Below are 20,629 nucleotides of genomic sequence, written 5' to 3'. Positions count from 1 at the left end.
CCGGAACAGCGTGCGGACAGGGGGTCCCGATGGGCGCACCCGATGTGACGGCGTCCACCCAGTGGTGGCAGGGACTCAACGCGGCCAAGGCCACATCCACCCCCGCCGACCGGGTCCGTGCCCTGGTCAGGGAACACCAGCGCTGGTACCCCAAGGCCGACGTGGCGCTGCTGAGCCGGGCCTACGCCGTCGCCGAGCACCTGCACAAGGAGCAGAAGCGCAAGAGCGGCGAGCCGTTCATCATCCACCCGGTGGCCGTGGCCACCATCCTCGCCGAGATGGGCCTGGACACCGCGACGCTGGTCGCCGCGCTCCTGCACGACACGGTGGAGGACACCCCGTTCAGCCTGGCCCATCTCGCGGCGGAGTTCGGGACCGAGGTCGGCGTCATGGTGGACGGCGTCACCAAGGTGGACCGGTCCATGTACGGCAGCGCGGCGGCGGGGGAGACCTTCCGCAAGATGGTGGTGGCCGCCCGCGACGACCTGCGCGTGCTGCTGATCAAGCTCGCCGACCGGCTGCACAACCTGCGCACCCTCCAGTTCCAGCCCCCGCACAAGCGCGTCAAGATCGCCCAGGGCACCCGGGAACTCCTCATCCCCCTCGCGGAGCGGCTGGGCGTGTACCGGCTCAAGCGCGACCTGGAGGACCTGTGCTTCGAGTACCTGGAGGGGGAGGACTTCGAGCGGGTCAGTACCCGGGTGGGCAGGGTCCGTGAGAACTCCGCCCACGAGATCGACGCGCTCCGCGTCTCCCTGCGCGACGGCCTGGCCTCCTTCCGCGTCAAGGCGCGGGTGGAGGTGCGCGCCCGCCACCCGTACTCGGTGTTCACCTCCGGCACCGGCCTGGCCGCCGACCCCGACCCGCTGGACACCGTCCGGTACGTGGTCGTGGTCAAGGGGGACGAGCGCAACGCCTACCTGGCCCTGGGGGCTGTCCACGGGAGGTGGAAGCCCTACCCGGCGAAGTTCCGCGACTTCATCGCCACCCCCCGGTACAACCTGTACCGGGCGCTGCACACCACCGTCCTCACCGAGTCCGGCCGCCGCGTGCAGATCATCATCTGCGACTCCCACGCCCAGCGGGTCTCCGAGTACGGCATCATCGCCGACATCCGCCAGGCCACCGGCAGGGACGGCCGCCTGACGACCGAGCGCACCACCGACCCGGAGTGGCTGACCCGGCTGCTCGGGTGGCAGGAGCAGGCCACGGCCGAGGAACTCCTGGAGGGCGTGCGCACCGACCTGGCCGACAGCATCACCGTGCTCACCGGGCAGGGCGAGGTGCTCACCCTGCCCGAGGGCGCCACACCGGTCGACGTGGCCTACGCGCTCGGCGCCGACACCGGCGACCGCTACTCGGCGGCGGCCATCGACGGCCGCCTGGTCAGCCCCGCGACCCGGGTCCGCGAGGGGGACACGGTGCACGTGATCACCAAGGCCGAACCCGCGCCGGACCGCGCGTGGCTGGATTCGGTCAGGACCGGCAGGGCGCGGGTCGCGATCGCCGCCTGGCACCGCACGCGCGCCCACGAGCAGGCGGAGCGCACTGGCCGGGAGAGGATGATCGCCCTGGTGGGGGCGGACCGGCTCATCGAGGCCGAGTCGTCGGGGGCGATGACCGGGGTGGCGCGCCGTTCGGGGTACCCGTCCCTGGAGGAGCTCTACGTGGCCCTGGGGTACGAGCAGGTCAGCTCCGAGGACGTGGCCGCCCACCTGCCCGCGTCGGCCTGAGCACGACTGGTCTGAGTACCACCGGCCTGGCGGTGATCCGGCGCGGTTACGGCTGACGCGTTTTGAGGGTGTTGAGGAGGCCGGTCCACTCAGGGGTGGTGAAGGTGAGGTGGCCGAGTCGGCGGTTCTGGGTGTCGCGTACGGCCGTTTCGCCGGGGAGGTCCGCCACCTCGACGCACTGGGGGCCGTCAGGACTGCTGTAACTGGACTTGCGCCACCTCATGTGCTGTCCTTCCGCGTTGTTCCGGGTACCCCGGTGGTTGCGGGGTACCCGGTGCGGTTACGGCTGACGCGTCTTCAGCGTGTTGAGGAGGCTGGTCCATTCTGGGGTGGTGAAGGTGAGGTGGCCGAGTTCGCGGTTCTGGGTGTCGCGTACGGCCGTTTCGCCGGGGAGGTCCGCCACCTCGACGCACTGGGGGCCGTCAGGGTTGCTGTAACTGGACTTGCGCCACCTCATGTGCTGTCCTTCCGCGTTGTTCCGGGTACCCCGGTGGTTGCGGGGTACCCGGTGCGGCTATGGCTGACGCGTCTTCAGCGTGTTGAGGAGGCTGGTCCATTCTGGGGTGGTGAAGGTGAGGTGGCCGAGTTCGCGGTTCTGGGTGTCACGCACCCAGGTTCCGGTCCGACCTTCGGCGACTTCTACACAGTCGTTGTTCACCCCGCTGCTGTAGCTGCTCTTATGCCATTCACGGTTGCTCATCAAGTTCTCCCTGTATCTGTCGAACCAGCTCACAGCTGTCGCTGGTCGACAGCGCTTCCGATTGGATGGCCCCGAAGAGGCTGGCACAGTAACGCACCTGCTCCACATCATCGATGATCAGGTCATCGACCACGTACTCGGCCGTGACGACCATCGGGCGGTCGGGGAAGGCGTGGATCTTGAAGGGACCGGAGAGGCCGGGGGGAAGCGCGCACCGTCCCGGCACGATCTGGAGCTTGAGGACTCGCTGATCAGACATCTTGAGGAGGCGGCCCAGTTGCTCCCTCATGGTGGCCTTGCTGCCGAGAACCCGTCGGATGACACCTTCGTCCAGCACCATCCACAATAGCGGCCGGTCGGCACCGCCGAGGATGGCCTGCCGTTTCATCCGTGACTCGACCAGCCGGTTGAGGGCGTCCTCGTCGGCGAACGGCTGCATCGCCATGTAGGTGGCACGGGCGTAGTCCGGCGTCTGCACCAGTCCGGGAATGAGCATGGCGTGGTATTGACGGATCTCGGTCGCGGCCCGCTCAAAATCCACAGCCGTCTGCGCGCCTGCGGGGTAGATGCTCTCACTGTTGAAGCTGCTCCATGACCTCTCGAAGATCCCGGAGGTCTCGAAGATCCGGTCCAGAGACTGGCATTCCTTGAGTTGCGGGGCGTAGATGGCCAGCTCCCAGTAAGAGACGAGAGATGTGGAGCAGCTCAGCTGCTCAGCCACCCGTCCCTGGGTCCAGGACCTGGCCTTGCGGTGTTTGCGCAGCTCAGAGGCGAATTTATGGTAAGCGGGGTTGGGCTCCTTGGGCATGATTCTCCAAAGGAATCAAGCGGATTCGATTCTCATTGAGCGTACTGCCATGTGGGGCCATTGTGGGTGAGAGTTCGCGAGAAAGAGTTGGCACCTATGGCGCTTGCTTTGCTGGCGGGGTCAAGGTTGTTCCGCGCCGGTGGTTTGAGCGTCCGGCGATATAGCTCTCAAATTCCGAGAAATCGGGCAATTCATCCATGGAGTGCTGAGTGCTCCCGGTGATGAAGTGAAAGGTGTTGAGTAGTGTGCACGGTTTTGGCATACCGCGACCGAGGCGGGCGGGGGAGGACGGCAGGCGCGACACCGGGAACGGGCTGCCGCGCCGGGGAAGGACGGGAACCGGGGTGCGCACGGCGTTCTTCGGGTCCCAGGTGAATCAGGTGGCACAGATCCGCAGCTGGTGCCAGCGGGGCGCACGGGTTCAGGCGCACCGAGCCTTCTCCCTGGTACTCGTGGCGAGCGAACTGGTGACCAACGCCTGGGCGCACACCGCCTCCGGCGATCGGGGCGGCCGGGTGAGGATCCAGATGCGGCACCTACCGAACCGCGTCATCCACCTGGCGGTCACCGACGACGGGCCCCGGCCGGGCCAGCCCGTTCAGCTGCCCCGCCTGTCACCGCAGGACGACGACCTTCGCATCGGCGGGCGGGGCCTCCACCTCGTGGACCGCCTGTCCGTGGAATGGGGCTGGAACGGCCACCCCGGAGAGCCGCTGACGGTGTGGGCCCGCGTCGACCCCTACGCGCCCGTTCCCGAACCCGGCGCGGTCACGGCCTGAGCGCTCCGGGATGGCATGGGACCGCAACCAGGACGCCGCCCAGTACGAGGCCGCCCGCCTCCTGGAACAACTGCACAGTCCGTCGTGGTGGGTGCTGTGGGGACCGGCCTCACGCCGTTTCTGGGCCTTCCATCTCGGCCCGCACCGCGTCGCGCCGCTGCGAGCGACCACACCGCAACTGCTCGACGCGGCCATCCGCGCCACCGAGCGCGAACTCCGATCCTTCCGGCCCTTCCGGCCGCGAGCGTGAGAGGGAAGCGCGGCCCCTACCAGGGCCAATGACACCCGCGTGCGAACGCGGCAAAAAACAAGGTGCCCCGACCGGTGTGAGGACCACCGGACCGGGGCGCGATCCACCACCTGACAACACCAGGAGGAAGACCGTGCAACACCCTACCGGCGGCAGGCACCGCAGGCCCTGCCGGAGCCTGGCCGGGCGCGTGTGGGCGCTGGCCGCGACCGTGCTGGCCATGGCCCTGGCCTACGTGTTCGTTCCCGAACGCCCCCGGCGCGAGCGGGTCGCGATCACGCCGCCGCCCCGCAGCCGGGAGCTGCCGCCCGTACCCAGGCGGCCCGTTGTCCCGGCCCCGCGTGTGCCCATCGGTGACCTGTTGGCCGAACCGGTCCCACTCCCGACCCCGACCCCGATCCCGGTCCGGGCGGTCGCCGACGACATGGGCGATCTGGCCGCCGTCATCCGCGTCTACCTCGACCGGGTCGGACGAACACCGTGACGCGCACGCCCCCGGGTCGCAAAGACCCGTGCTGACGGGCTGACCGGTGCCGATTCCGGCCCCTGACCGCCGTGGGCGGCGCCCGTGACAGGCGCCGCCCACGATCGTGTTCCCCGCAGCCGGGAGCGCAGGGGAAGAACGCTCCCGACTCCGGGGGACACCGGGTGCCGAACGGCTCAGGCCCCGCCGGTGACGCGCGGGCGGCCGACGGCGTAACCGTACTGCTCGGGCCAGTGCGACTCCGCGCCCAGCTCCTGGGCCGCGCGGTGGGCCCAGTAGGGCTCGCGCAGCAGCTGCCGTCCCAGGAACACCGCGTCGGCGCGGCCCGAGGCGACGATCTCCTCGGCCTGGGCGGGTTCGGTGATCGCTCCGACCGCGCCGGTGGGCAGGCCGGTGGCACCGCGGACCTGCTCGGCGAAGGGCACCTGGTAGTTCGGGCCCACGGGGATGCGGGCGTCGGCGACCAGGCCGCCGGTGGACACGTCCAGCAGGTCCACGCCCCGGGCCTGGAGCTCCTTGGCGAGCAGGACGGTGTCCTCGCCGGTCCAGCCCTCGCGCTCGTCGGCCTCGTTCTCCGACAGCCAGTCGGTGGCCGAGGTGCGGAAGAGCACGGGCAGGTGCTCGGGCCACACCTCGCGCACGGCCTCGACGACCTCCAGCGCGAAGCGCATCCGGTTCTCGGGGCTGCCGCCGTACTCGTCGGTGCGGTGGTTGGTGGCGGGCGACAGGAAGGAGTGCAGCAGGTAACCGTGCGCGCCGTGCACCTCGACCACCTGGAACCCGGCGGTCAGCGCCCGCTCGGCCGAGGCCGCGAAGTCGCGGACCAGCTGCCGGATCCCGTCGGCGGTCAGCTCGACCGGCGCGGGGTAGCCGGGGTAGGCCTCGGTGCCGGGGCCCACCGCCGGCCAGCCCCCCTCGGACTCGGGGACGGGCCGGTCGCCCCGCCAGGGCTTGTCCACCGAGGCCTTGCGCCCGGCGTGCGCGAGCTGGATGGCCGGTACCGCGCCGTGGGCGCTGATCGCCGCGGTCACGCGTGTGAAGGCCTCCTGTTGGCGGCTGTTCCACAGACCCAGGTCCCAGGGGCTGATCCGCCCGTCGGGCCGCACACCAGTGGCCTCGACCATGACCAGACCGGCCCCGCCCGCGGCCCGGTCGGCCAGGTGCGCGAGGTGGAAGTCGGTCGGGGCGCCGGTGTCGGGTCCCTCGGAGGCGGCCGAGTACATGCACATCGGGGACATCCACACGCGGTTGGGGATCTCCAGCGACCTCAGCTTCAAGGGGGTGAACAGCGTGCTCAAGGGATGTCCTTCCGTCGGCGGCATGTGGTCGGCGTCCATCGGGGAGCGGGTCCGGCGCACGGTGGCCGGGTTCTACTACGATGAATGACGTACTACGGTAAGAAACGTACTACGAAGATTGTCAAACTACGAACGCTCTCGTACTTTGTGGTGGAAGTCGCACGGCGCACGGCAGCGGAGGTCACGGCATGCCCGACAGGGAACGAAGGACCGGAAGCGGTCGGCAACTGGAACACCCGCCCGCGGAGGAGATCCGGGTGGAGACGGTCATGCACGCCCTGGCCGACCCCGTGCGCCTGCGCATCGTGCGCGAACTGGCCCGGGGCCACGACGACATGGCCTGCATCGCCTTCGAGCTGCCGGTGAGCAAGTCCACCTCCACCCACCACTTCCGCGTGCTGCGCGAGGCGGGCGTCATCCGCCAGTACTACGAGGGCACCTCGCGCATGAGCTGTCTGCGCGAGGAGGACCTCCGCGCACGCATGCCCGGGCTCCTGGAGGCGGTCCTACGCGCCGCGCGCATCGCCGAGGGCGACGCCGTCAGCGTGCCCGACGATGACGTCCCCTCCGAAGCCACGGCTGGGAGGAACCCCTCCGGCGCGGTGTCCTGAGGCCGGGCCGGAGGGGTCGGAGGGAAGGCGGTACCGGTCCCAGGCCACGCGGGAAGGGCTCAGCCCGCGACGCGCCGTCGCGCGTCCGGGGCGCCGAGGGCTGCGCGCGCGGCCGCCGCGGCCCCCGCGTCGGCGGCGATCAGGTCCGCGTTGAGCGCGGCCCCCGCCTGCGTCCCCGACGCGGCCGCGGTCGGGACGTTCGCCATCACGTCGGCGACGTTGCCCGCCGCCCACACCCCCTCGACGCCGGTGAACCCGCCCGCCTCGACAGCCAACTGCACACCCATCCCCGTCGGGTGCTCCGTCAACTCCAGCCCCAGGTCGGCGAGGAAGTCCGCGCGGGCCGCGAAGCGCGGTGCCACCGCCAGCGTGTCCACCGCGAACTCCTTCCCGGAGGCCAGGCGCACGCCCGCCAGCCTGTCCCGGCCGTCGACCTCCAAGCCGCCGACCTTACCGTCGACCACCCCGACGCCCAGCGCGGCCAGCCGCTCCCACTGCTCGTCGGTCAGGTCGGCGCCGGTGTGCAGGAACAGCGTCACCCGTGACGACAGCTGCCGGAACATCAGCGCCTGGTGGAACGCCCCCGGGCCGGTCCCCAGCACGCCGACGGCCGTGTCGCGCACCTCCCAGCCGTGGCAGTACACGCAGTGCACCACGTCCCGCCCCCACAGCTCCGCGAGGCCGGGGACGTCGGGCAGTTCGTCCACCAGCCCCGTGGTCAACAGCAGCCGCCGGGCCACCGCGCGACCCCCGTCCTCGGTGCCCACCACCAGGTTCCCGTCCTCCCGGCGCACGCCCGCGACGCGACCGGACACGGTCCGCCCGCCGTAGGAGGCGACCTCCTCGCGCCCCAGCCCGAGCAGTTCCAGCGGCGGGATCCCGTCCCGGGACAGCAGGCCGTGCGCACCGGCGGCCGGGGCGTTGCGCGGCTCCCCGGCGTCGACGACCAGGACCGAACGGCGGACCCGGGCCAGCGTCAGCGCGGCCGACAGGCCCGCCACGCCGCCCCCGACCACCACGACGTCCCACGGCTCACCGGATGCCCGTACCAACTCGTTCTCGTTCATACCGCCACGATGCGACCCCGGCGCAGCGTTGACAAACTTCTTTGCCGTTCCGGCAAAACCCGCATCGGCGAACCCGTACCGGAGCCGCCCGGTCCTCCTCGCCGCCCGGCGGTCCCTCCCTGTCGTCAGGCCCCGCCACTGAGGGCGGCCCCCGGGCGCGGACCCCGCCCCGGGACGCCTCCTCTTTGCCCTCCGGTGGTATTTCGCGCGCGCCGTCCGGGTAGCCGACGGGAGTCCGTTGCACCAGCACGCGAAACCGGGAGAAACCCATGGCCGACCTCAACCCCATCGAACTACAGAAGGCGCTCAAGGGAGCCGACTACCCCGCCAGCCGCGACGACCTGGTGTCGCTGGCGAAGGGCAACGGTGCGGGCGACGACCTGGTCCAGAAGCTCTCCAACGCCGGTACGAGCCGGTTCGACGGCCCCGACGACGTGCAGAAGGCCCTCTTCGGCAAGTAGCGGCGGCCGACGAACGGGGCACGGGGAGCCGCCGACCTGGGCGGCTCCCCACGGCCCGTCAGCAGCCCCAGGAGCCCGCCCCCACCGCTCCCGCCATGCTCCACCCCCCTCCACCGTCGGCGCGTCGCGGACCGGGTCGCGGCGGTCCTGCCGGAGCGTTCGTGCAGAGGCTTCTCCAGAGCGGTCGCGCGGCGTCGTTTCACGGGTCCCGGCCACCGGACGACCTCCGGACGACGCGCGGCGCGTGCGCGCAAACGACTGTGTGGCAAGGGAAGGAGGCCCGCCCGCGTCAGGGGAGCGGACGCGAAACTGTACCGGATGTAAGGTACATTTTTCCCATGGGCTCACAACAGACGCACGCGGCGACCATGACGGCGACACGCCGGTGGATGCTGCTGGTGACCGTGGCGGCCGGACTGCTGCTCGTCACCGTGGACAACACGATCCTGTACACCGCCCTGCCGACCCTGACCGCGCAGCTGGGGGCGACGGGCGCGCAGAGCCTGTGGATCATCAACGCCTACCCGGTGGTCATGGCCGGTCTGCTGCTGGGCAGCGGCACGCTGGGCGACCGGATCGGCCACGTGCGCATGTTCGTGGTCGGACTGGTGGTCTTCGGTCTGGCCTCGCTGGTCGCCGCGTTCTCCCCCACGGCCTGGATCCTCATCGCCTCGCGTGCGCTGCTCGCGGTGGGCGCGGCGGCGATGATGCCCGCCACCCTGGCGCTGATCCGGATCGCCTTCCCCATCGAGCGCGAACGCAACATCGCCATCGCGGTCTGGGGCAGCGTCTCGGTGGTCGGCGGCGCGCTGGGACCGATCGTGGGCGGGGCCCTGCTGGAGTTCTTCTGGTGGGGGTCGGTCTTCCTCCTCAACGTGCCCGTGGTCCTCGCGGCGCTGGTCGCGACCGCGCTGATCGCGCCGCCCAACGTCCCCGACCCCGACAAGCGCTGGGACCTGCTCTCCTCCCTCCAGGCCATGGCCGGGCTGGTCGCCTCGGTGCTGGCGATCAAGGAGCTGGCGCACACGCCGCCGCGCTGGCCGCTCTTCGCCGTCGCCGTGGTCGTCGCCGCGGTGGCCTTCGTCCTGTTCACGCGCCGCCAGCGCCGCCTGGAGGACCCGCTGCTGGACTTCGCGGTCTTCCGCAACCCCGCCTTCACCTCCGGCGTGCTGGCCGCGGCGTTCTCGATGTTCGCCATCGGCGGCATCCAGCTCGTCACCACCCAGCGCTTCCAGCTGGTCGTGGGCTTCACGCCGCTGGAGGCCGGGCTGCTGGTGGCCGCCGTGGCGGCGGGTTCGCTGCCGACCGCGCTGCTGGGCGGCGCGTTCCTGCACCGGACCGGCCTGCTGCCCCTGATCGCCGGAGGACTCGCCACGGGTGTGGCGGGTGTGGTCGTCTCGGTCCTGGGCTTCCAGGCGGGCATCGGCTGGCTCGTCGCGGGGCTGCTGCTGACCGGTGCCGGACTGGGGGCGGCGATGTCGGTGGCCTCCACCGCGATCATCGGCAACGCGCCCGCCAGCCGCGCCGGGATGGCCTCCTCGGTGGAGGAGGTCTCCTACGAGTTCGGCAACCTGACCGCGGTGGCGCTGATGGGCAGCCTGGTCACGTTCGTCTACGCGGCCGCCGTCCAGCTGCCGCAGGGCGCCCCGGCCGCCGCCGGGAGGAGCCTGGCCGACGCCCTGGCCTCGGCCGGGAACGACGGCGCGGTGGTCGGGGCGGCCCACGCCGCCTTCGACACCGGCTACCTGGTGGTCATGGTCGTGGTCGCGGCGGTCCTGGCGTGCGGTGCCGCCCTCACCTGGCGGCTGCTGCGCCACCACGGTCCCGGCACGCCCTCGTCGGCGTACGCGGACCACTGACACCGGGGGGAGAGCATGCGCAAGAGCAACCGGACACAGATCCTGGACGCGGCCTTCCGCGTCGTCCAGCGCGACGGCGTCACGGCCCTGACCTACGAGTCGGTGGCGGCCGAGACGGGTCTGACCAAGGGAGGGCTGCTCTACCACTTCCCCTCGCGCGAGGCCCTGCTCCAGGCCCTGCACGAACACCTGGCCCAGGGGTGGGACGACCACCTGGCGGAGGCCGCCGGGAGGAGCGCGGAGCGGGCCACGCCCCGCGAGCGCCTGGCGGCCTACGCCCGGGTGGCCGCGCACAGCTCCACGCGCGCCGAGCTGCTGCTCCTGCTGGAGACCGCGAACGAACCGGCCACGCGCGCCCCCTGGGAGGAGGTCATGAGGCGCTGGACGTCCGAACCGTCCGCCGCGCCGATGACGCCGGAGGAGATGGAGCTGTTCGTCCTGCGTCTGGCCGCGGACGGCCTGTGGATGTACGAGTCGCTGTCCAGCGGCACGCTCCCGCCCCCGCTGCGCCGACAGGTCGCCGAACACCTGGCCCGCGCCATCGCGCTTGAGCAGGACCGGAGCCCGGACCCGGGGCCGGACCGGGACGAACCGGTTCCCCACCCGGACGCTCCAGACGGGAACCCGGGCCCGCCGGCATAAACGGACAAAAGTGAATCTACGCCGTAAAGGAGCGGCGTTTCGGACTAGACGAGTGACGTGATGTGGACATCACGGGACCAGATAGCGTTTTGTCCATCGTGCGAACCGCTCGCCGTAGCGGTCCTGCGCGCCGTCCAGCACGGCGGCGACCTCGGAATCCGTGGGCAGGCCGCGTCCGAAGTGCTCCCGGAGCCAGGCGCGGTACCGGGCGCGACGGGGCCCGTCCTCGTCCTGGGGATCGCCGCGCAGGTAGGGCGGGTAGCCGTGGTCGGCGCCGATCTCGGAGTCCGCCCCCAGGAGCAGGACCAGTCCGCAGGGGTCCTCGGCCGCCACCGCCAGAGCGCCCTCGTCACCGAGGACGACGACGGGCAGGGCGGCGGGGTCCTCGCGGTCGTCGCAGCGCCACAGGGCGTAGACGGAGCCGGAGCCGTTGGCCAGGGCGAAGGGGACGAGGCGGGACCGGAACGCCGGATCCTCCGGCCAGCCGGACAGCAGCTCGGGGTCGTCGTAGTCGAGCATCTCGAAGCCGTCCGCGACGAAGTCACCGGCGGCCCGCTCCTCCAGCTCCTTGAGCAGGTTCAGCTCCGGCACGGGTGAGTAGTGGGCCACGTCGCCTCCTGGGCGGTACGGTCTGCGGGCCCGAAGAACGTACCGCGCCACCACGACACCCGGGTGGTCCGGCGGCGCGGACCGCCGGGGGAGGGGGCTCGCGACCCCTTCCCCCGGGACGGACGTGACGTGCGCGGGACACACCGGACCGCGAGGCCCACCGGATCCCAGCACCCATCGGAATGCGGCGTCCACCGAACCGCGCTGCCTACCGGGGCGCGGGACGGAACCCGGCGATGGGGTTCTCCAGCGTGCCGACCAGTTGCAGGGCCCCGGACGGATCCTGGAGGTCGACCATCTGACGGTTGTTCCGCAGTTGCAGCCGGTTCAGGCACGAGAGCGCGAAGCGTTCCGCGAACAGGTCGTCGCGCGCGAAACGGTCGGCCAGATGGGGGACGGACGCCTGGTAGTCGGCCACGCAGGCGGCCACGGTGCGCCAGAAGTCGGCCTCGGACAGGACGCCCTCACCGGCGAGGACGCCGTTGAGGAAGCGCAGGAAGCAGTCGAAGACGTCGGTGAACAGCGACAGCACCCGCATGTCCTCGGGCACCTCGGCGCGGACGCGCTCGACCTCGGCGGGCAGCTCGGCGTCCGGGCTCATCACCGCGATCTCCTCGGCGATGTCCTTGAGCAGGACCCGCTGGGGCACCCCGTCGCGCAGGACGAGGATGACGTTCTCCCCGTGCGGCATGAACACCAGGTCGTGGGAGTAGAAGGAGTGCAGCAGGGGGACGAGGTAGGCGTCGAGGTAGCGGCGCAGCCAGTCCGCGGGCTCCAGGCCCGACTCGGCGATGAGCTCTCCCGCGAGGGACCTCCCCCGGGCGTCGGTGTGCAGCAGCGAGGCCATCGTGGCCAGCCGCTCGCCCGACCGCAGCCGCCCCACCGGGCTCTCGCGCCACAGCGCGGCGGTCATCTTCAGGTAGGGCGACCCCTCCGTGGAGGCCTGCGCGTAGTGGGTGGTGCGGTAGCCCACCGCGGCCCGCTCGCGCAGGATCTCCACGCGCGTTCCGCGCAGGACGGGGTCGTCGGCCACGAGCGCGGCGACCCAGTCGTTGATGGCGGGGGTGGCCTCCATGTACTTGGCGGAGAGCCCGCGCAGGAAGCCCATGTTCAGCACCGACAGCGCCGTCTTGACGTAGTGGCGCTCGGGCGCCGAGGTGTTGAAGAAGGTCCGGATGGACTGCTGCGCGCGGTACTCGTCGGGACCGTGCCCCAGGCACACCAGGTCGCGGCGGGCGAGGTCGGCGGCGAAGGTGACCGCCAGCCGGTTCCACCACTGCCACGGATGGACCGGGATCAGGTGGTAGTCGCCGGGGTCCAGGCCCATGCCGGTCAGCTGCGCGTCGAAGACGGCCAGGGTCTCGGCGCCGAGTTCGCCCCGCAGCAGTTCCTCGCGGTCCAGGTCGGCCGAGCAGCTGAACGTCGTGCGCTCGCGCCGCGCGGCGACCCACACCAGCCGCACCGGGGCGGCGGCCTCGGGGGCGTAGGCCCGGTACTCCGCGGCGTCGAAGCCCAGGCGCCCGTTGTTGGCGACGAAGCACGGGTGGCCCTCGGTCATCCCCGCCTCGATCTCCTGGAACCCGGCGCGCGCCAGCTCGGCGGCGCTCGGCTGCGCGCCCGACATGCGGTAGGCGCTGCTGGCCAGGGTGCTGGTGATCTCCTCCAGGTAGACGGGTAGGACGTCCTCGTCGAGCGCGAGCGTCTTGCGCAGGTCCAGGACCAGGTCGAGCGCGTCCAGGGGCAGGCGCGCGCCGTCGCGCCGCAGGTCGCGGCGGACGATGCTGTCGGCCTCGATCCGCCAGTGGTCCAGGGCCATGACGCGGGCCGCGAACCGGTACTCGACGGTTCCGTCGTCGCTGGTAACCGAGAACAGGCCGTCGGGGCCGGGCTCGGGGCCGATCAGCCGCTCGTGGGCGAACTCGGCCAGGGCCTTGCGCACGAGCAGCCGGTTGGCGCGGTCCCATGTCCCGGGGGACAGGTGGGCGGCCGCGTCGCGGGGGTCCTGGAGGTGGGGCTGGCGGGTGTCGGGTCCGGTGGCGGGCGCGGTCATCTGGCGATGCCTCCTGTGGTCGGGGCCGCGGCGACGGTGGCGCGGAACTGGGCGCGGGTGCAGGTGCTCAGGCGGGCGTCCTTGTCCCTGAGCGTCACGGTGGTGAGGACCCGGAACCCCATGGCGGCGTTGAGCGTGTGGACGGCGGTGTTGCGCACGTCCGGTTCGACGACGACGCGTTCGGTGGCGGGGTCGGAGAACACCAGCTCCATGACGGTGGTGATCACGGCGCGGGAGAAGCCGTGTACGGGCGTGTCCGTGGGCGCCACCAGGAAGTGCATGCCGGTGTCGCCGGGGAGCACGGGGTAGTGGGCGGCGAGTTCGCTGTGCCCGGGGTCGTAGCGCTCCACCAGGAAGCGGGGGGACCCGCGCCACTCCCCGACGTAGGCGTGTTCGTGTTCGGAGGCGGCCATGGCGCGGTAGTCGTGGGCGACGTCGTCCTCGGTGGCCTCGGACATGAGCCAGAAACGGGACTTGGGGTGGGTGAGCCAGCGGTGTAGGAGGGGGACGTCGGTGCCGGGGTCCACGGGCCGGACGCGGAACTCGCCGAGTTCGGGGTCGGTGCGGGTGAAGACGGGTGCGGGGGCCTGGTCCGCTGCGGGGGCCTGCTCCGGTGCCTGGCCTCTCATCTCCGCGCCGCCTTCCGCGCCGGGCCGGAGGCCGGGACCGCCTCCTCCGCCGCGCCGCCCCCGTCCCGCGCGCCGGTGCCCGGTGTGCCCTGCTGGGGTGCGCCGAACTCCTGGAAGGCGATCGAGCGTTCGACGGCGTAGGGCTCGCGGCCCAGCATCGCGCGCAGGATGCAGGAGTTGCGGTAGGCGCCCATGCCCAGGTCGGGGGCGACGAAGCCGTGCGTGTGCAGTTCGGCGTTCTGCACGAAGACGGCGCCGTGGGCGGACTCCGGTCCGCGGCCGTCGTCGGGGGAGCCTCCCGCGCCGGGCGCGTCCTCCCCGGAGGTGGGCGCCTCGCGGTCGACGCGGTAGTCGCGGCGCACCGCGAAGCGCCCGGAGTCGTCCCAGGCCAGCCGGTCGGCGATGGGTTCCAGGAAGTCCGGCATCCGGTACTGGTAGCCGGTGGCGAGCACCAGGCCCTCGGTGTCGAGGGTGAAGTCGCGCCCCTGGTCGGTGTTGCGCAGGTCCAGGGTGTACGCGCCGCGCGCCGCGTCGTGGCGTGCGCCGGTGACCTCGGTGCCGGTCATCAGGCGTACGGGCGGCGGGCCGAGGCGGCTCTTGACGTAGAGCAGGTCGTAGATGGCGTTGATGAGGTCGGAGTCGATGCCCTTGTACAGGTTCTTCTGTGAGGCCACGAGCCGGTCGCGGGTGGGGCCGGGCAGCGCGTGGAAGTGGTCGGCGTACTCGGGGGAGGTCATCTCCAGGGTGAGCTTGGTGTACTCCAGCGGGAAGAAGCGCGGGGAGCGGGTGACCCAGTTCAGCTGGTACCCGTGGCCGTCCAGGTTCTGGAGCAGGTCGTGGAAGATCTCCGCGGCGCTCTGTCCGCTGCCGACGACCGTCACGCTCTGTTTGCCGCGGAGGCGCTGCCTGGCGGGCAGGTAGCCGGAGCTGTGCACGGCGTCGCCGGGCAGGTCGCGGCACGGTTCGGGCAGGTAGGGGGGTGTGCCGGTGCCGAGCACCAGGCGCCGTGCGCGGTGGGTGTGCCGGGTGCCGGTCGCGGTCTCGGTGCTGCGCAGCAGGTAGAGGGACTGGTCGGGGTCGTACTCCACGGACTCCACGCGCTGGCCGAAGCGGACGGCGTCGCCGAGGCGCCGGGCCGCCCAGCGGCAGTAGTCGTCGTACTCGGCGCGCAGGGGGTAGAAGCGCTCGCGGATGTAGAAGGGGTAGAGCCTGCCGGACTCCTTGAGGTAGTTGAGGAAGGAGAAGGGCGAGGTGGGGTCGGCGAGGGTGACCAGGTCGGACATGAACGGGGTCTGGAGTTCGGCCTCCTCCAGGAGCATGCCGGTGTGCCAGGAGAACTCGGGTTTCTCGTCGAGGAAGAGGCCGTCCAGGCCGGGGATGGGCGCGGTCAGGCAGGCCAGGCCGAGGTTGAAGGGGCCGATGCCGACGGCGGCGAAGTCGTGGATCCGGTCGGGGTCGGCGGCCGGGGCGGGGCGGGGGCTGGCGGTCAACGGGACCTCCCGGTGGCGGTGGTCGGCAGGGCTGCGTGGGCCGCGGGCTCCGCGTGGCCCGCGTGGGCCACGGCCGGGGTGGGCTGGTCGGGCGGGGCCGGGTGGTCGTGGAACCCGCGTCCGGCGGTGAAGCGGTCGACGTGTTCGGCGATCAGGTCCAGTACCTCGGCGACGTCCTCCCGGGTGGCCCTGGGGTTGAGCAGGGTGAGTTTGAGGTGGGGCCTGCCGTCGACCGTGGTGCGTGCGACGAAGGCGCGGCCCGAGGCGAGCAGTGCCTCGCGTGCGTACCGGTTGGCGGCGTCGGCGGTGTCGGGGTCGGTGCCGGGCGCGGCGCAGCGGAAGACCAGGGTGCTCAGACTGGGCCGGGTGACCACGGTGAAGCGCGGGTCGGCGTCGAGCAGGGTCCAGGCGGTGTCGGCCAGGTCCAGCACGCTGTCGAAGAGGGCGCCCACGCCGTCGGCTCCCATGACGCGCAGGGTGAGCCACAGTTTGAGGGCGTCGAAGCGGCGCGTGGTCTGGAGGCTCTTGTCGACCTGGTTGGGGGAGAGCAGCGGGGTGCTGCCGTCCGAGCGCGAGTTGAGGTAGTCGGCGTGGTAGGTGACGTGGCGCAGGACGGCGCGGTCGCGGACCACGATCGCGCTGGAGCTGACCGGCTGGAAGAAGGACTTGTGGAAGTCCACGGTGACCGAGTCGGCGCGTTCGACGCCCTCCAGCAGGTGGCGGTGGCGCGAGACCAGCAGGCCGCAGCCGTAGGCGGCGTCGACGTGCATCCACACGCCGCGCTGTTCGCACAGGTCGGCGATGCGGGGCAGGGGGTCGATGCTGCCGAAGTCGGTGGTTCCGGCGGTGGCGACGACGGCGATGGGCAGGAGCCCTTCGGCGCGGCATCCGCGCAGCTGGGCGGCGAGGGCGTCGGGGCGCATGCGCCGTCTGTCGTCGCAGGCCACGGTGATGACGGATTCGTAGCCCAGTCCGAGGAGGGCGGCCGACTTGGCGACGCTGAAGTGTCCGGCCTCGGAGGTCAGGACGCGCATCCTGGGCAGGAGTTCGGCCAGGCGCGTGTCCTGGCCGCCGTCCGCCTTGGCGCGTTGGTGGGCCTCGTCGCGTGCCATGAGCAGGGCCTGGAGGTTGGACTGGCTGCCGCCGCTGGTGAAGACGCCGTCCGCGGTCTCGCCGAAGCCGATGCGCTCGCACGTCCAGTCGACGAGCCGCTGTTCGATCAGGGTGCCCCCGGCGCTCTGGTCCCAGGTGTCGAGGGAGGAGTTGACGGCGGACAGGACGGTCTCGCCGAGCAGGGCGGGCAGGACCACGGGGCAGTTGAGGTGTCCCATGTAGCGGGGGTGGTGGAAGTAGACGGCGTCGTCGAGGTAGACGCGTTCGAGTTCGTCCAGTGCCGCGGTGGGGTCGTGGAGCGGCTGGTCGAGGTCGACCTTGTCGATCCGGGGGCGCAGGTCCTCGGCCGTGGCTCCGGTGAGCGGCCGGTCGACCCCCGCGATCCGCCGGGCGACCCGGCCTGCGGCCTCGCCGGTCAGGTCGCGGTAGCGTTCGGCGCTGCCGGCGTCGAACAGCTGTGTCCGGGGGTCGTCGGGGTCCTGGTCGGCAGGGGGTGTCGGCTCGGGCCTGGTGCCGAGGGCACCGGCGTTCCCGTGCAGCGGGCCCGGTGCGGACCGCGCGAGGGAGCTCATGGATCATCCTCCTGGAAACGGGCATGCCGACAGCATCCGCGAGCCGGATGTGGGCATGGGGTGAGGAACTTCGCGAACACTCTTATGTAGGGCGTCCTAACTAAGGGGAGGCTAGCCTAAGTGTTCGAGTCCGTACAGTGTGAGGAGAGTTACAGCAGCGACCCTGGTGGTTTCTTGGAGTAACCAAAGTCCGCTGACCAGCAGGAACGCCGGTGGAGCGGAGTGGTGTGGTCTTCGCGAAAACCGAACGCCCGAGGCGTCGGGCGTTTTCGGTGGGAATGACGTTTGTCCTCTCCCGGGACTCTCGCGGCGCTTCGGGAGAGGTCGACGTCTGGGCAGCCCCGCCCGGCCCGGGGGAGCGGTCGGCGTCCTGACCGGCCCTTCCCTTCCCGCGTTCCGGTCCTCGCCGCGCCCCGGTCCTCCCCACGCCCGGCCCGCGACGGGGCGGCGCGCCCGGACGGGGCCCGGGACCGCGCCGTCGCGCCGCCTCGGCGGTCCTGGTGTCAGCAGCCCGTGAACTGCTCGCTCGCGGACCAGCCGGTGTTGGCCCACTCGTCGGCGGCGGGCGGGGAGAAGTCGGGGTAGAGCGTCGTGAGCTCGGTGAGCAGCCAGCTCGTGAAGCGGGCGGCCCCCTGCGGGCAGGTGTGGATGCCGTCGGAGCTGCGGTCCGCCACACCCTCGCGCTCGCGCTGGTAGGTCTCCCCCCACACCTCACCGGCGTCGAGCACGACGGCGTGCTCCGGGGCGTCCTCGACGACCGCCCGCGCGACGTCGGGCGCCCGGTCCAGCTCCTCCATGTGCGGCTCGTAGAAGTCGTCGGGCTTGATCGGGGGCATGGTGACGAAGACCAGCCTGGCGTCGGCCTCGGTCACCGTGGTCAGCAGTCGCTCGTAGGCGTCCCTCTGCTCCTGTTCGCCGCCCCAGTCGTAGGTGGTGATCTGGTAGATGACCGCGTCGGGTTCGGCTGAGGCGATCTGGTCGGGCAGTGTCTCCCACCGCTCCTCGGAGGTCGGTCCGACCACGTTCCCGCCGCCCGCGGAGGCCAGCGACCGGAAGTCGACGCCACCGGCCTCGAAGGCGGCCTCCAGGGGCTGTGCCTGGCCCTGGGCGATCGAGTCGCCGAGCAGGAGCACCGTGGACAGTTCCGACGCCGACGTGTCGGGTGCCGCCGACGTGTCGGCCGTGTCGGGGTGCTCGGAGGCGTCGGTGTCGGCTGAGGGGGCGGAGCAGGCGGCGACCGGCAGGGCCAGCAGGCCGGTCAGGGCGAGGAGGGGTCGGTGTCTGGTGATCATGGCCCCGATCGTGCCGCCGCCGCTTCCCGGTCCCGCCGCCGCCGTGTCGCGGTTGTGTCGCAGACGGACCGCGGCCGCCGACGTGGCGGACCGGCATGGCCCATACTGGCGCGATGGCGGCGATCCTGCTCATCGAAGACGACCCCCTGGTCCGGCGCGGGCTCGAACTCGCGCTGCACCGGCACGGCCACGACGTGCGCACCGCGGACGGCGGCGAGGAGGGGCTGCGTGCGTTCCACGCCTCGGCCCCCGACCTGGTGGTGCTCGACCTGATGCTGCCGGACGTGGACGGGTTCACGGTGTGCCGCCGTATCCGCAGGGCCGGAGAGGTGCCCGTGATCATGCTCACCGCGCGCGGCGACGACTTCGACGTCGTCGGCGGCCTGGAGGCGGGCGCGGACGACTACGTGGTCAAACCGGCACGGCCCACCGTGCTCGACGCGCGGATCCGCGCGGTGCTGCGGCGCGGCGCCGGAACCCACGAGGGGGTGCGCGTGCACCGCGACCTGCGTATCGACACCGCGTCGCTGATGGTGTCGCTGCGCGGCGAGCCGGTGGGGCTCACCCCGACCGAGCTGCGTCTGCTGCTGACCCTGTCACGTGCCCCCGGCCGGGTGTTCAGCCGCCAGCAACTGCTGGAGGAGGTGTGGGAGCAGAGCTACATCGGCGACTCCCGGCTGGTCGACAACTGCGTGCAGCGGCTGCGGGCGAAGGTCGAGGCCGATCCGGCCGCCCCCGAGTACGTGCAGACCGTGCGCGGGTTCGGCTACCGGTTCGGGCCGGTATGACCGGGCGGCTGTGGCTGCGCGGCCTGCGTGCCCGGCTGCTGGTCGCTTTCGCGCTGGTCACCGTGCTCGGGGCCGCGGCGGCGGTCTGGTCGAGCGCCGGGTCGGCGAGCACCGCGCTGGTCACCTCCTACCAACGCCAGCTCTCCGGGACCATCGCCGGGCAGGTCGGCGCGGTCGCCCCGGAGCTGACCTATCCGCCCGACCAGGGGGCGCTCGACCGGCTGCGCGCGGTGGTGGGTGCGAACACGCTGGTGGTCTACGACGACCTGTGGTCGGCGGACGGCGCCGACACCGCCCTGGTCACCGACGAGCTGCGCTCGGCCGTGCGTACCCGGCACCGGCTCGTCACCCAGCGGATCAGCGCCGAGGGCGGATCCTGGCTCCTGGTCGGCACCCCCGTCATGATCACCGCGCCCGACGGTACGCGCACCCCCTCCGGCATCGAGGTGTACGCCGTGCGCGACCTCGCCGACGTGGAACGGGAGATCGACGGCCTCACCAGGTCCGCGATCACCACCGCCGCGCTGGTCCTGCCGCTGGCCGTGCTGGCGGCGCTGCTGGCCGCGGGCAGCGTGCTGCGCCCGGTGCGCGAGCTGCGCGACACCGCCGACCGGCTGGCCGCCGGTGACCTGGACGCGCGCTCCCCGCCCCAGGGCGCCGACGAGCTGGCCGAGCTGACCGTGACCGTCAACGGGATGGCCGCGTCGGTACAGGCGTCGATGGCGGAGATGGAGCGGATGCAGGCCGACGCCCGGCGGTTCGCCGCGGACGTCTCCCACGAGCTGCGCACCCCGTTGAGCACGCTGACGGCGGTGGTGGAGGTCCTGGCGGACACGACCGAGGGGATGGAGCCGGACGCCCGGGAGTCCGCGCGGATGGCGATCACCGAGACCCAGCGGCTGGTCCGGCTCGTCGAGGACCTGATGGAGGTGTCCCGCTTCGACGCCGGAACCGCCCCGCTGCGGGTGGAGGAGGTCGACGCGGCCGCTGCGGTGCGGGACTCCCTGCGCGTCCGTGACTGGCTGGAGCGGGTCGAACTGGCGGCGCCGGACGGTGTGCTGCTGCGGGCGGACCGGCGCAGACTGGACGTGGTCGTGGCCAACCTGGTGGGCAACGCGCTGCGGCACGGCGCGCCGCCGGTGCGCGTGCGCGTCCGCGCGTCCCCCGCACAGGTGTGGATCACCGTCACCGACGGCGGGGCGGGGGTGCCCGAGCACGTGTTGCCGCACGTGTTCGACCGCTTCTACAAGGCCGACGCCGCCCGTACCCGCACTCCGGGCAGCGGGCTGGGGCTGGCGATCGCGCTGGAGAACGCCCGTCTGCACGGCGGTGACCTCACCGCGGACAACACCGACCGTGGCGGCGCGCGGTTCGTGCTGCGACTGCCCAGGGAA

22 protein-coding genes are annotated in these 20,629 nt (G+C 72.0%); 10 read left to right on the top strand and 12 right to left on the bottom strand.

The window, feature by feature from the left end; translation table 11 throughout:
* Positions 1 to 29: 29 nt before the first annotated feature.
* The gene (locus tag ACSIH6_RS28300) at positions 30 to 1,733 is read left to right on the top strand and encodes a RelA/SpoT family protein (RefSeq protein ID WP_435111387.1); all 1,704 of its coding nucleotides are present in this window, start codon (positions 30 to 32) and stop codon (positions 1,731 to 1,733) included.
* Positions 1,734 to 1,779: 46 nt separating this feature from the next.
* Here ACSIH6_RS28300 and ACSIH6_RS28295 read toward each other — a convergent pair whose 3' ends face one another.
* Genes ACSIH6_RS28295 through ACSIH6_RS28280 form a run of 4 tightly spaced genes read right to left on the bottom strand, consistent with a single transcriptional unit; the run spans position 1,780 to position 3,241 of the window.
* The gene (locus ACSIH6_RS28295; RefSeq protein ID WP_435111386.1) at positions 1,780 to 1,956 is read right to left on the bottom strand and encodes a DUF397 domain-containing protein; all 177 of its coding nucleotides are present in this window, start codon (positions 1,954 to 1,956) and stop codon (positions 1,780 to 1,782) included.
* A 57-nt stretch (positions 1,957 to 2,013) separates the two neighbouring features.
* The gene (locus ACSIH6_RS28290) at positions 2,014 to 2,190 is read right to left on the bottom strand and encodes a DUF397 domain-containing protein (protein WP_435111385.1); all 177 of its coding nucleotides are present in this window, start codon (positions 2,188 to 2,190) and stop codon (positions 2,014 to 2,016) included.
* Positions 2,191 to 2,247: 57 nt separating this feature from the next.
* Entirely contained in the window at positions 2,248 to 2,433 is a 186-nt protein-coding gene (locus ACSIH6_RS28285; protein ID WP_435111384.1) for a DUF397 domain-containing protein, read from the bottom strand.
* The gene (locus ACSIH6_RS28280) at positions 2,420 to 3,241 is read right to left on the bottom strand and encodes a helix-turn-helix domain-containing protein (protein WP_435111383.1); all 822 of its coding nucleotides are present in this window, start codon (positions 3,239 to 3,241) and stop codon (positions 2,420 to 2,422) included. The genes ACSIH6_RS28285 and ACSIH6_RS28280 overlap by 14 nt, the downstream gene beginning before the upstream one ends.
* A gap of 344 nt (positions 3,242 to 3,585) precedes the next feature.
* On the opposite strand from ACSIH6_RS28280, the gene ACSIH6_RS28275 reads away from it, so the two are divergent.
* The 3 genes from ACSIH6_RS28275 to ACSIH6_RS28265 all read left to right on the top strand — a co-directional run bounded on the left by ACSIH6_RS28275 (position 3,586) and on the right by ACSIH6_RS28265 (position 4,754).
* A complete protein-coding gene (locus ACSIH6_RS28275) occupies positions 3,586 to 4,020 on the top strand; it encodes an ATP-binding protein (RefSeq protein WP_435111382.1) in 435 nt (144 codons plus the stop codon).
* 10 nt (positions 4,021 to 4,030) lie between these two features.
* Positions 4,031 to 4,270: a hypothetical protein gene (locus tag ACSIH6_RS28270; protein ID WP_435111381.1), complete on the top strand. Its 240-nt coding sequence runs from the start codon at positions 4,031 to 4,033 to the stop codon at positions 4,268 to 4,270.
* A 133-nt stretch (positions 4,271 to 4,403) separates the two neighbouring features.
* The gene (locus ACSIH6_RS28265) at positions 4,404 to 4,754 is read left to right on the top strand and encodes a hypothetical protein (protein ID WP_435111380.1); all 351 of its coding nucleotides are present in this window, start codon (positions 4,404 to 4,406) and stop codon (positions 4,752 to 4,754) included.
* 176 nt (positions 4,755 to 4,930) lie between these two features.
* Here ACSIH6_RS28265 and ACSIH6_RS28260 read toward each other — a convergent pair whose 3' ends face one another.
* Positions 4,931 to 6,052, bottom strand: a complete 1,122-nt coding sequence (locus ACSIH6_RS28260; RefSeq protein WP_435111379.1) for an NADH:flavin oxidoreductase/NADH oxidase — start codon at positions 6,050 to 6,052, stop codon at positions 4,931 to 4,933.
* 188 nt (positions 6,053 to 6,240) lie between these two features.
* Between ACSIH6_RS28260 and ACSIH6_RS28255 the strand changes: the two genes are divergently transcribed.
* Positions 6,241 to 6,663 carry an ArsR/SmtB family transcription factor gene (locus tag ACSIH6_RS28255; RefSeq protein WP_435111378.1) on the top strand — a complete coding sequence of 141 codons (423 nt, stop codon included), beginning with the start codon at positions 6,241 to 6,243 and terminating at the stop codon, positions 6,661 to 6,663.
* A gap of 59 nt (positions 6,664 to 6,722) precedes the next feature.
* On the opposite strand, the gene ACSIH6_RS28250 is transcribed toward ACSIH6_RS28255, so the two are convergent.
* Positions 6,723 to 7,730: an NAD(P)/FAD-dependent oxidoreductase gene (locus tag ACSIH6_RS28250; RefSeq protein WP_435111377.1), complete on the bottom strand. Its 1,008-nt coding sequence runs from the start codon at positions 7,728 to 7,730 to the stop codon at positions 6,723 to 6,725.
* 269 nt (positions 7,731 to 7,999) lie between these two features.
* On the opposite strand from ACSIH6_RS28250, the gene ACSIH6_RS28245 reads away from it, so the two are divergent.
* From ACSIH6_RS28245 to ACSIH6_RS28235, 3 genes are all read left to right on the top strand, one after another.
* Entirely contained in the window at positions 8,000 to 8,191 is a 192-nt protein-coding gene (locus tag ACSIH6_RS28245) for a DUF2795 domain-containing protein (RefSeq protein ID WP_019610892.1), read from the top strand.
* Positions 8,192 to 8,559: 368 nt separating this feature from the next.
* Positions 8,560 to 10,050 carry an MFS transporter gene (locus tag ACSIH6_RS28240; protein ID WP_435111408.1) on the top strand — a complete coding sequence of 497 codons (1,491 nt, stop codon included), beginning with the start codon at positions 8,560 to 8,562 and terminating at the stop codon, positions 10,048 to 10,050.
* Positions 10,051 to 10,065: 15 nt separating this feature from the next.
* Complete coding sequence (locus tag ACSIH6_RS28235) at positions 10,066 to 10,692, top strand: TetR/AcrR family transcriptional regulator (protein WP_435111376.1); 627 nt, start codon at positions 10,066 to 10,068, stop codon at positions 10,690 to 10,692.
* Between the two features lie 69 nt (positions 10,693 to 10,761).
* Here ACSIH6_RS28235 and ACSIH6_RS28230 read toward each other — a convergent pair whose 3' ends face one another.
* From ACSIH6_RS28230 to ACSIH6_RS28205, 6 genes are all read right to left on the bottom strand, one after another.
* Positions 10,762 to 11,301: a hypothetical protein gene (locus tag ACSIH6_RS28230; RefSeq protein WP_435111375.1), complete on the bottom strand. Its 540-nt coding sequence runs from the start codon at positions 11,299 to 11,301 to the stop codon at positions 10,762 to 10,764.
* A gap of 208 nt (positions 11,302 to 11,509) precedes the next feature.
* A complete protein-coding gene (locus ACSIH6_RS28225; RefSeq protein WP_435111374.1) occupies positions 11,510 to 13,351 on the bottom strand; it encodes an IucA/IucC family protein in 1,842 nt (613 codons plus the stop codon).
* Positions 13,348 to 13,980: a GNAT family N-acetyltransferase gene (locus ACSIH6_RS28220; RefSeq protein WP_435111373.1), complete on the bottom strand. Its 633-nt coding sequence runs from the start codon at positions 13,978 to 13,980 to the stop codon at positions 13,348 to 13,350. Before ACSIH6_RS28220 ends, ACSIH6_RS28225 begins: the two co-directional genes overlap by 4 nt.
* Positions 13,977 to 15,470 (bottom strand): lysine N(6)-hydroxylase/L-ornithine N(5)-oxygenase family protein, encoded by a 1,494-nt coding sequence (locus ACSIH6_RS28215; protein WP_435111372.1) that lies wholly within the window; start codon positions 15,468 to 15,470, stop codon positions 13,977 to 13,979. The genes ACSIH6_RS28220 and ACSIH6_RS28215 overlap by 4 nt, the downstream gene beginning before the upstream one ends.
* Positions 15,467 to 17,155 (bottom strand): pyridoxal phosphate-dependent decarboxylase family protein, encoded by a 1,689-nt coding sequence (locus ACSIH6_RS28210; RefSeq protein ID WP_435111371.1) that lies wholly within the window; start codon positions 17,153 to 17,155, stop codon positions 15,467 to 15,469. The genes ACSIH6_RS28215 and ACSIH6_RS28210 overlap by 4 nt, the downstream gene beginning before the upstream one ends.
* Positions 17,156 to 17,658: 503 nt before the next feature.
* Positions 17,659 to 18,447, bottom strand: a complete 789-nt coding sequence (locus ACSIH6_RS28205) for an SGNH/GDSL hydrolase family protein (RefSeq protein WP_435111370.1) — start codon at positions 18,445 to 18,447, stop codon at positions 17,659 to 17,661.
* A gap of 113 nt (positions 18,448 to 18,560) precedes the next feature.
* Between ACSIH6_RS28205 and ACSIH6_RS28200 the strand changes: the two genes are divergently transcribed.
* Together ACSIH6_RS28200 and ACSIH6_RS28195 are read left to right on the top strand one after the other, a co-directional pair.
* Positions 18,561 to 19,235: a response regulator gene (locus ACSIH6_RS28200; RefSeq protein WP_435111369.1), complete on the top strand. Its 675-nt coding sequence runs from the start codon at positions 18,561 to 18,563 to the stop codon at positions 19,233 to 19,235.
* The coding region (locus ACSIH6_RS28195) for an ATP-binding protein (RefSeq protein WP_435111368.1) at positions 19,232 to 20,629 on the top strand (1,398 nt) is incomplete at its 3' end. The genes ACSIH6_RS28200 and ACSIH6_RS28195, both read left to right, overlap by 4 nt.

It is taken from the genome of Nocardiopsis synnemataformans, from assembly GCF_965343085.1.
Classification (GTDB): domain Bacteria; phylum Actinomycetota; class Actinomycetes; order Streptosporangiales; family Streptosporangiaceae; genus Nocardiopsis; species Nocardiopsis alborubida.
Note: the sequence above shows the minus strand (reverse complement) of the source record. Positions and strands in the feature narration are given on the sequence as shown.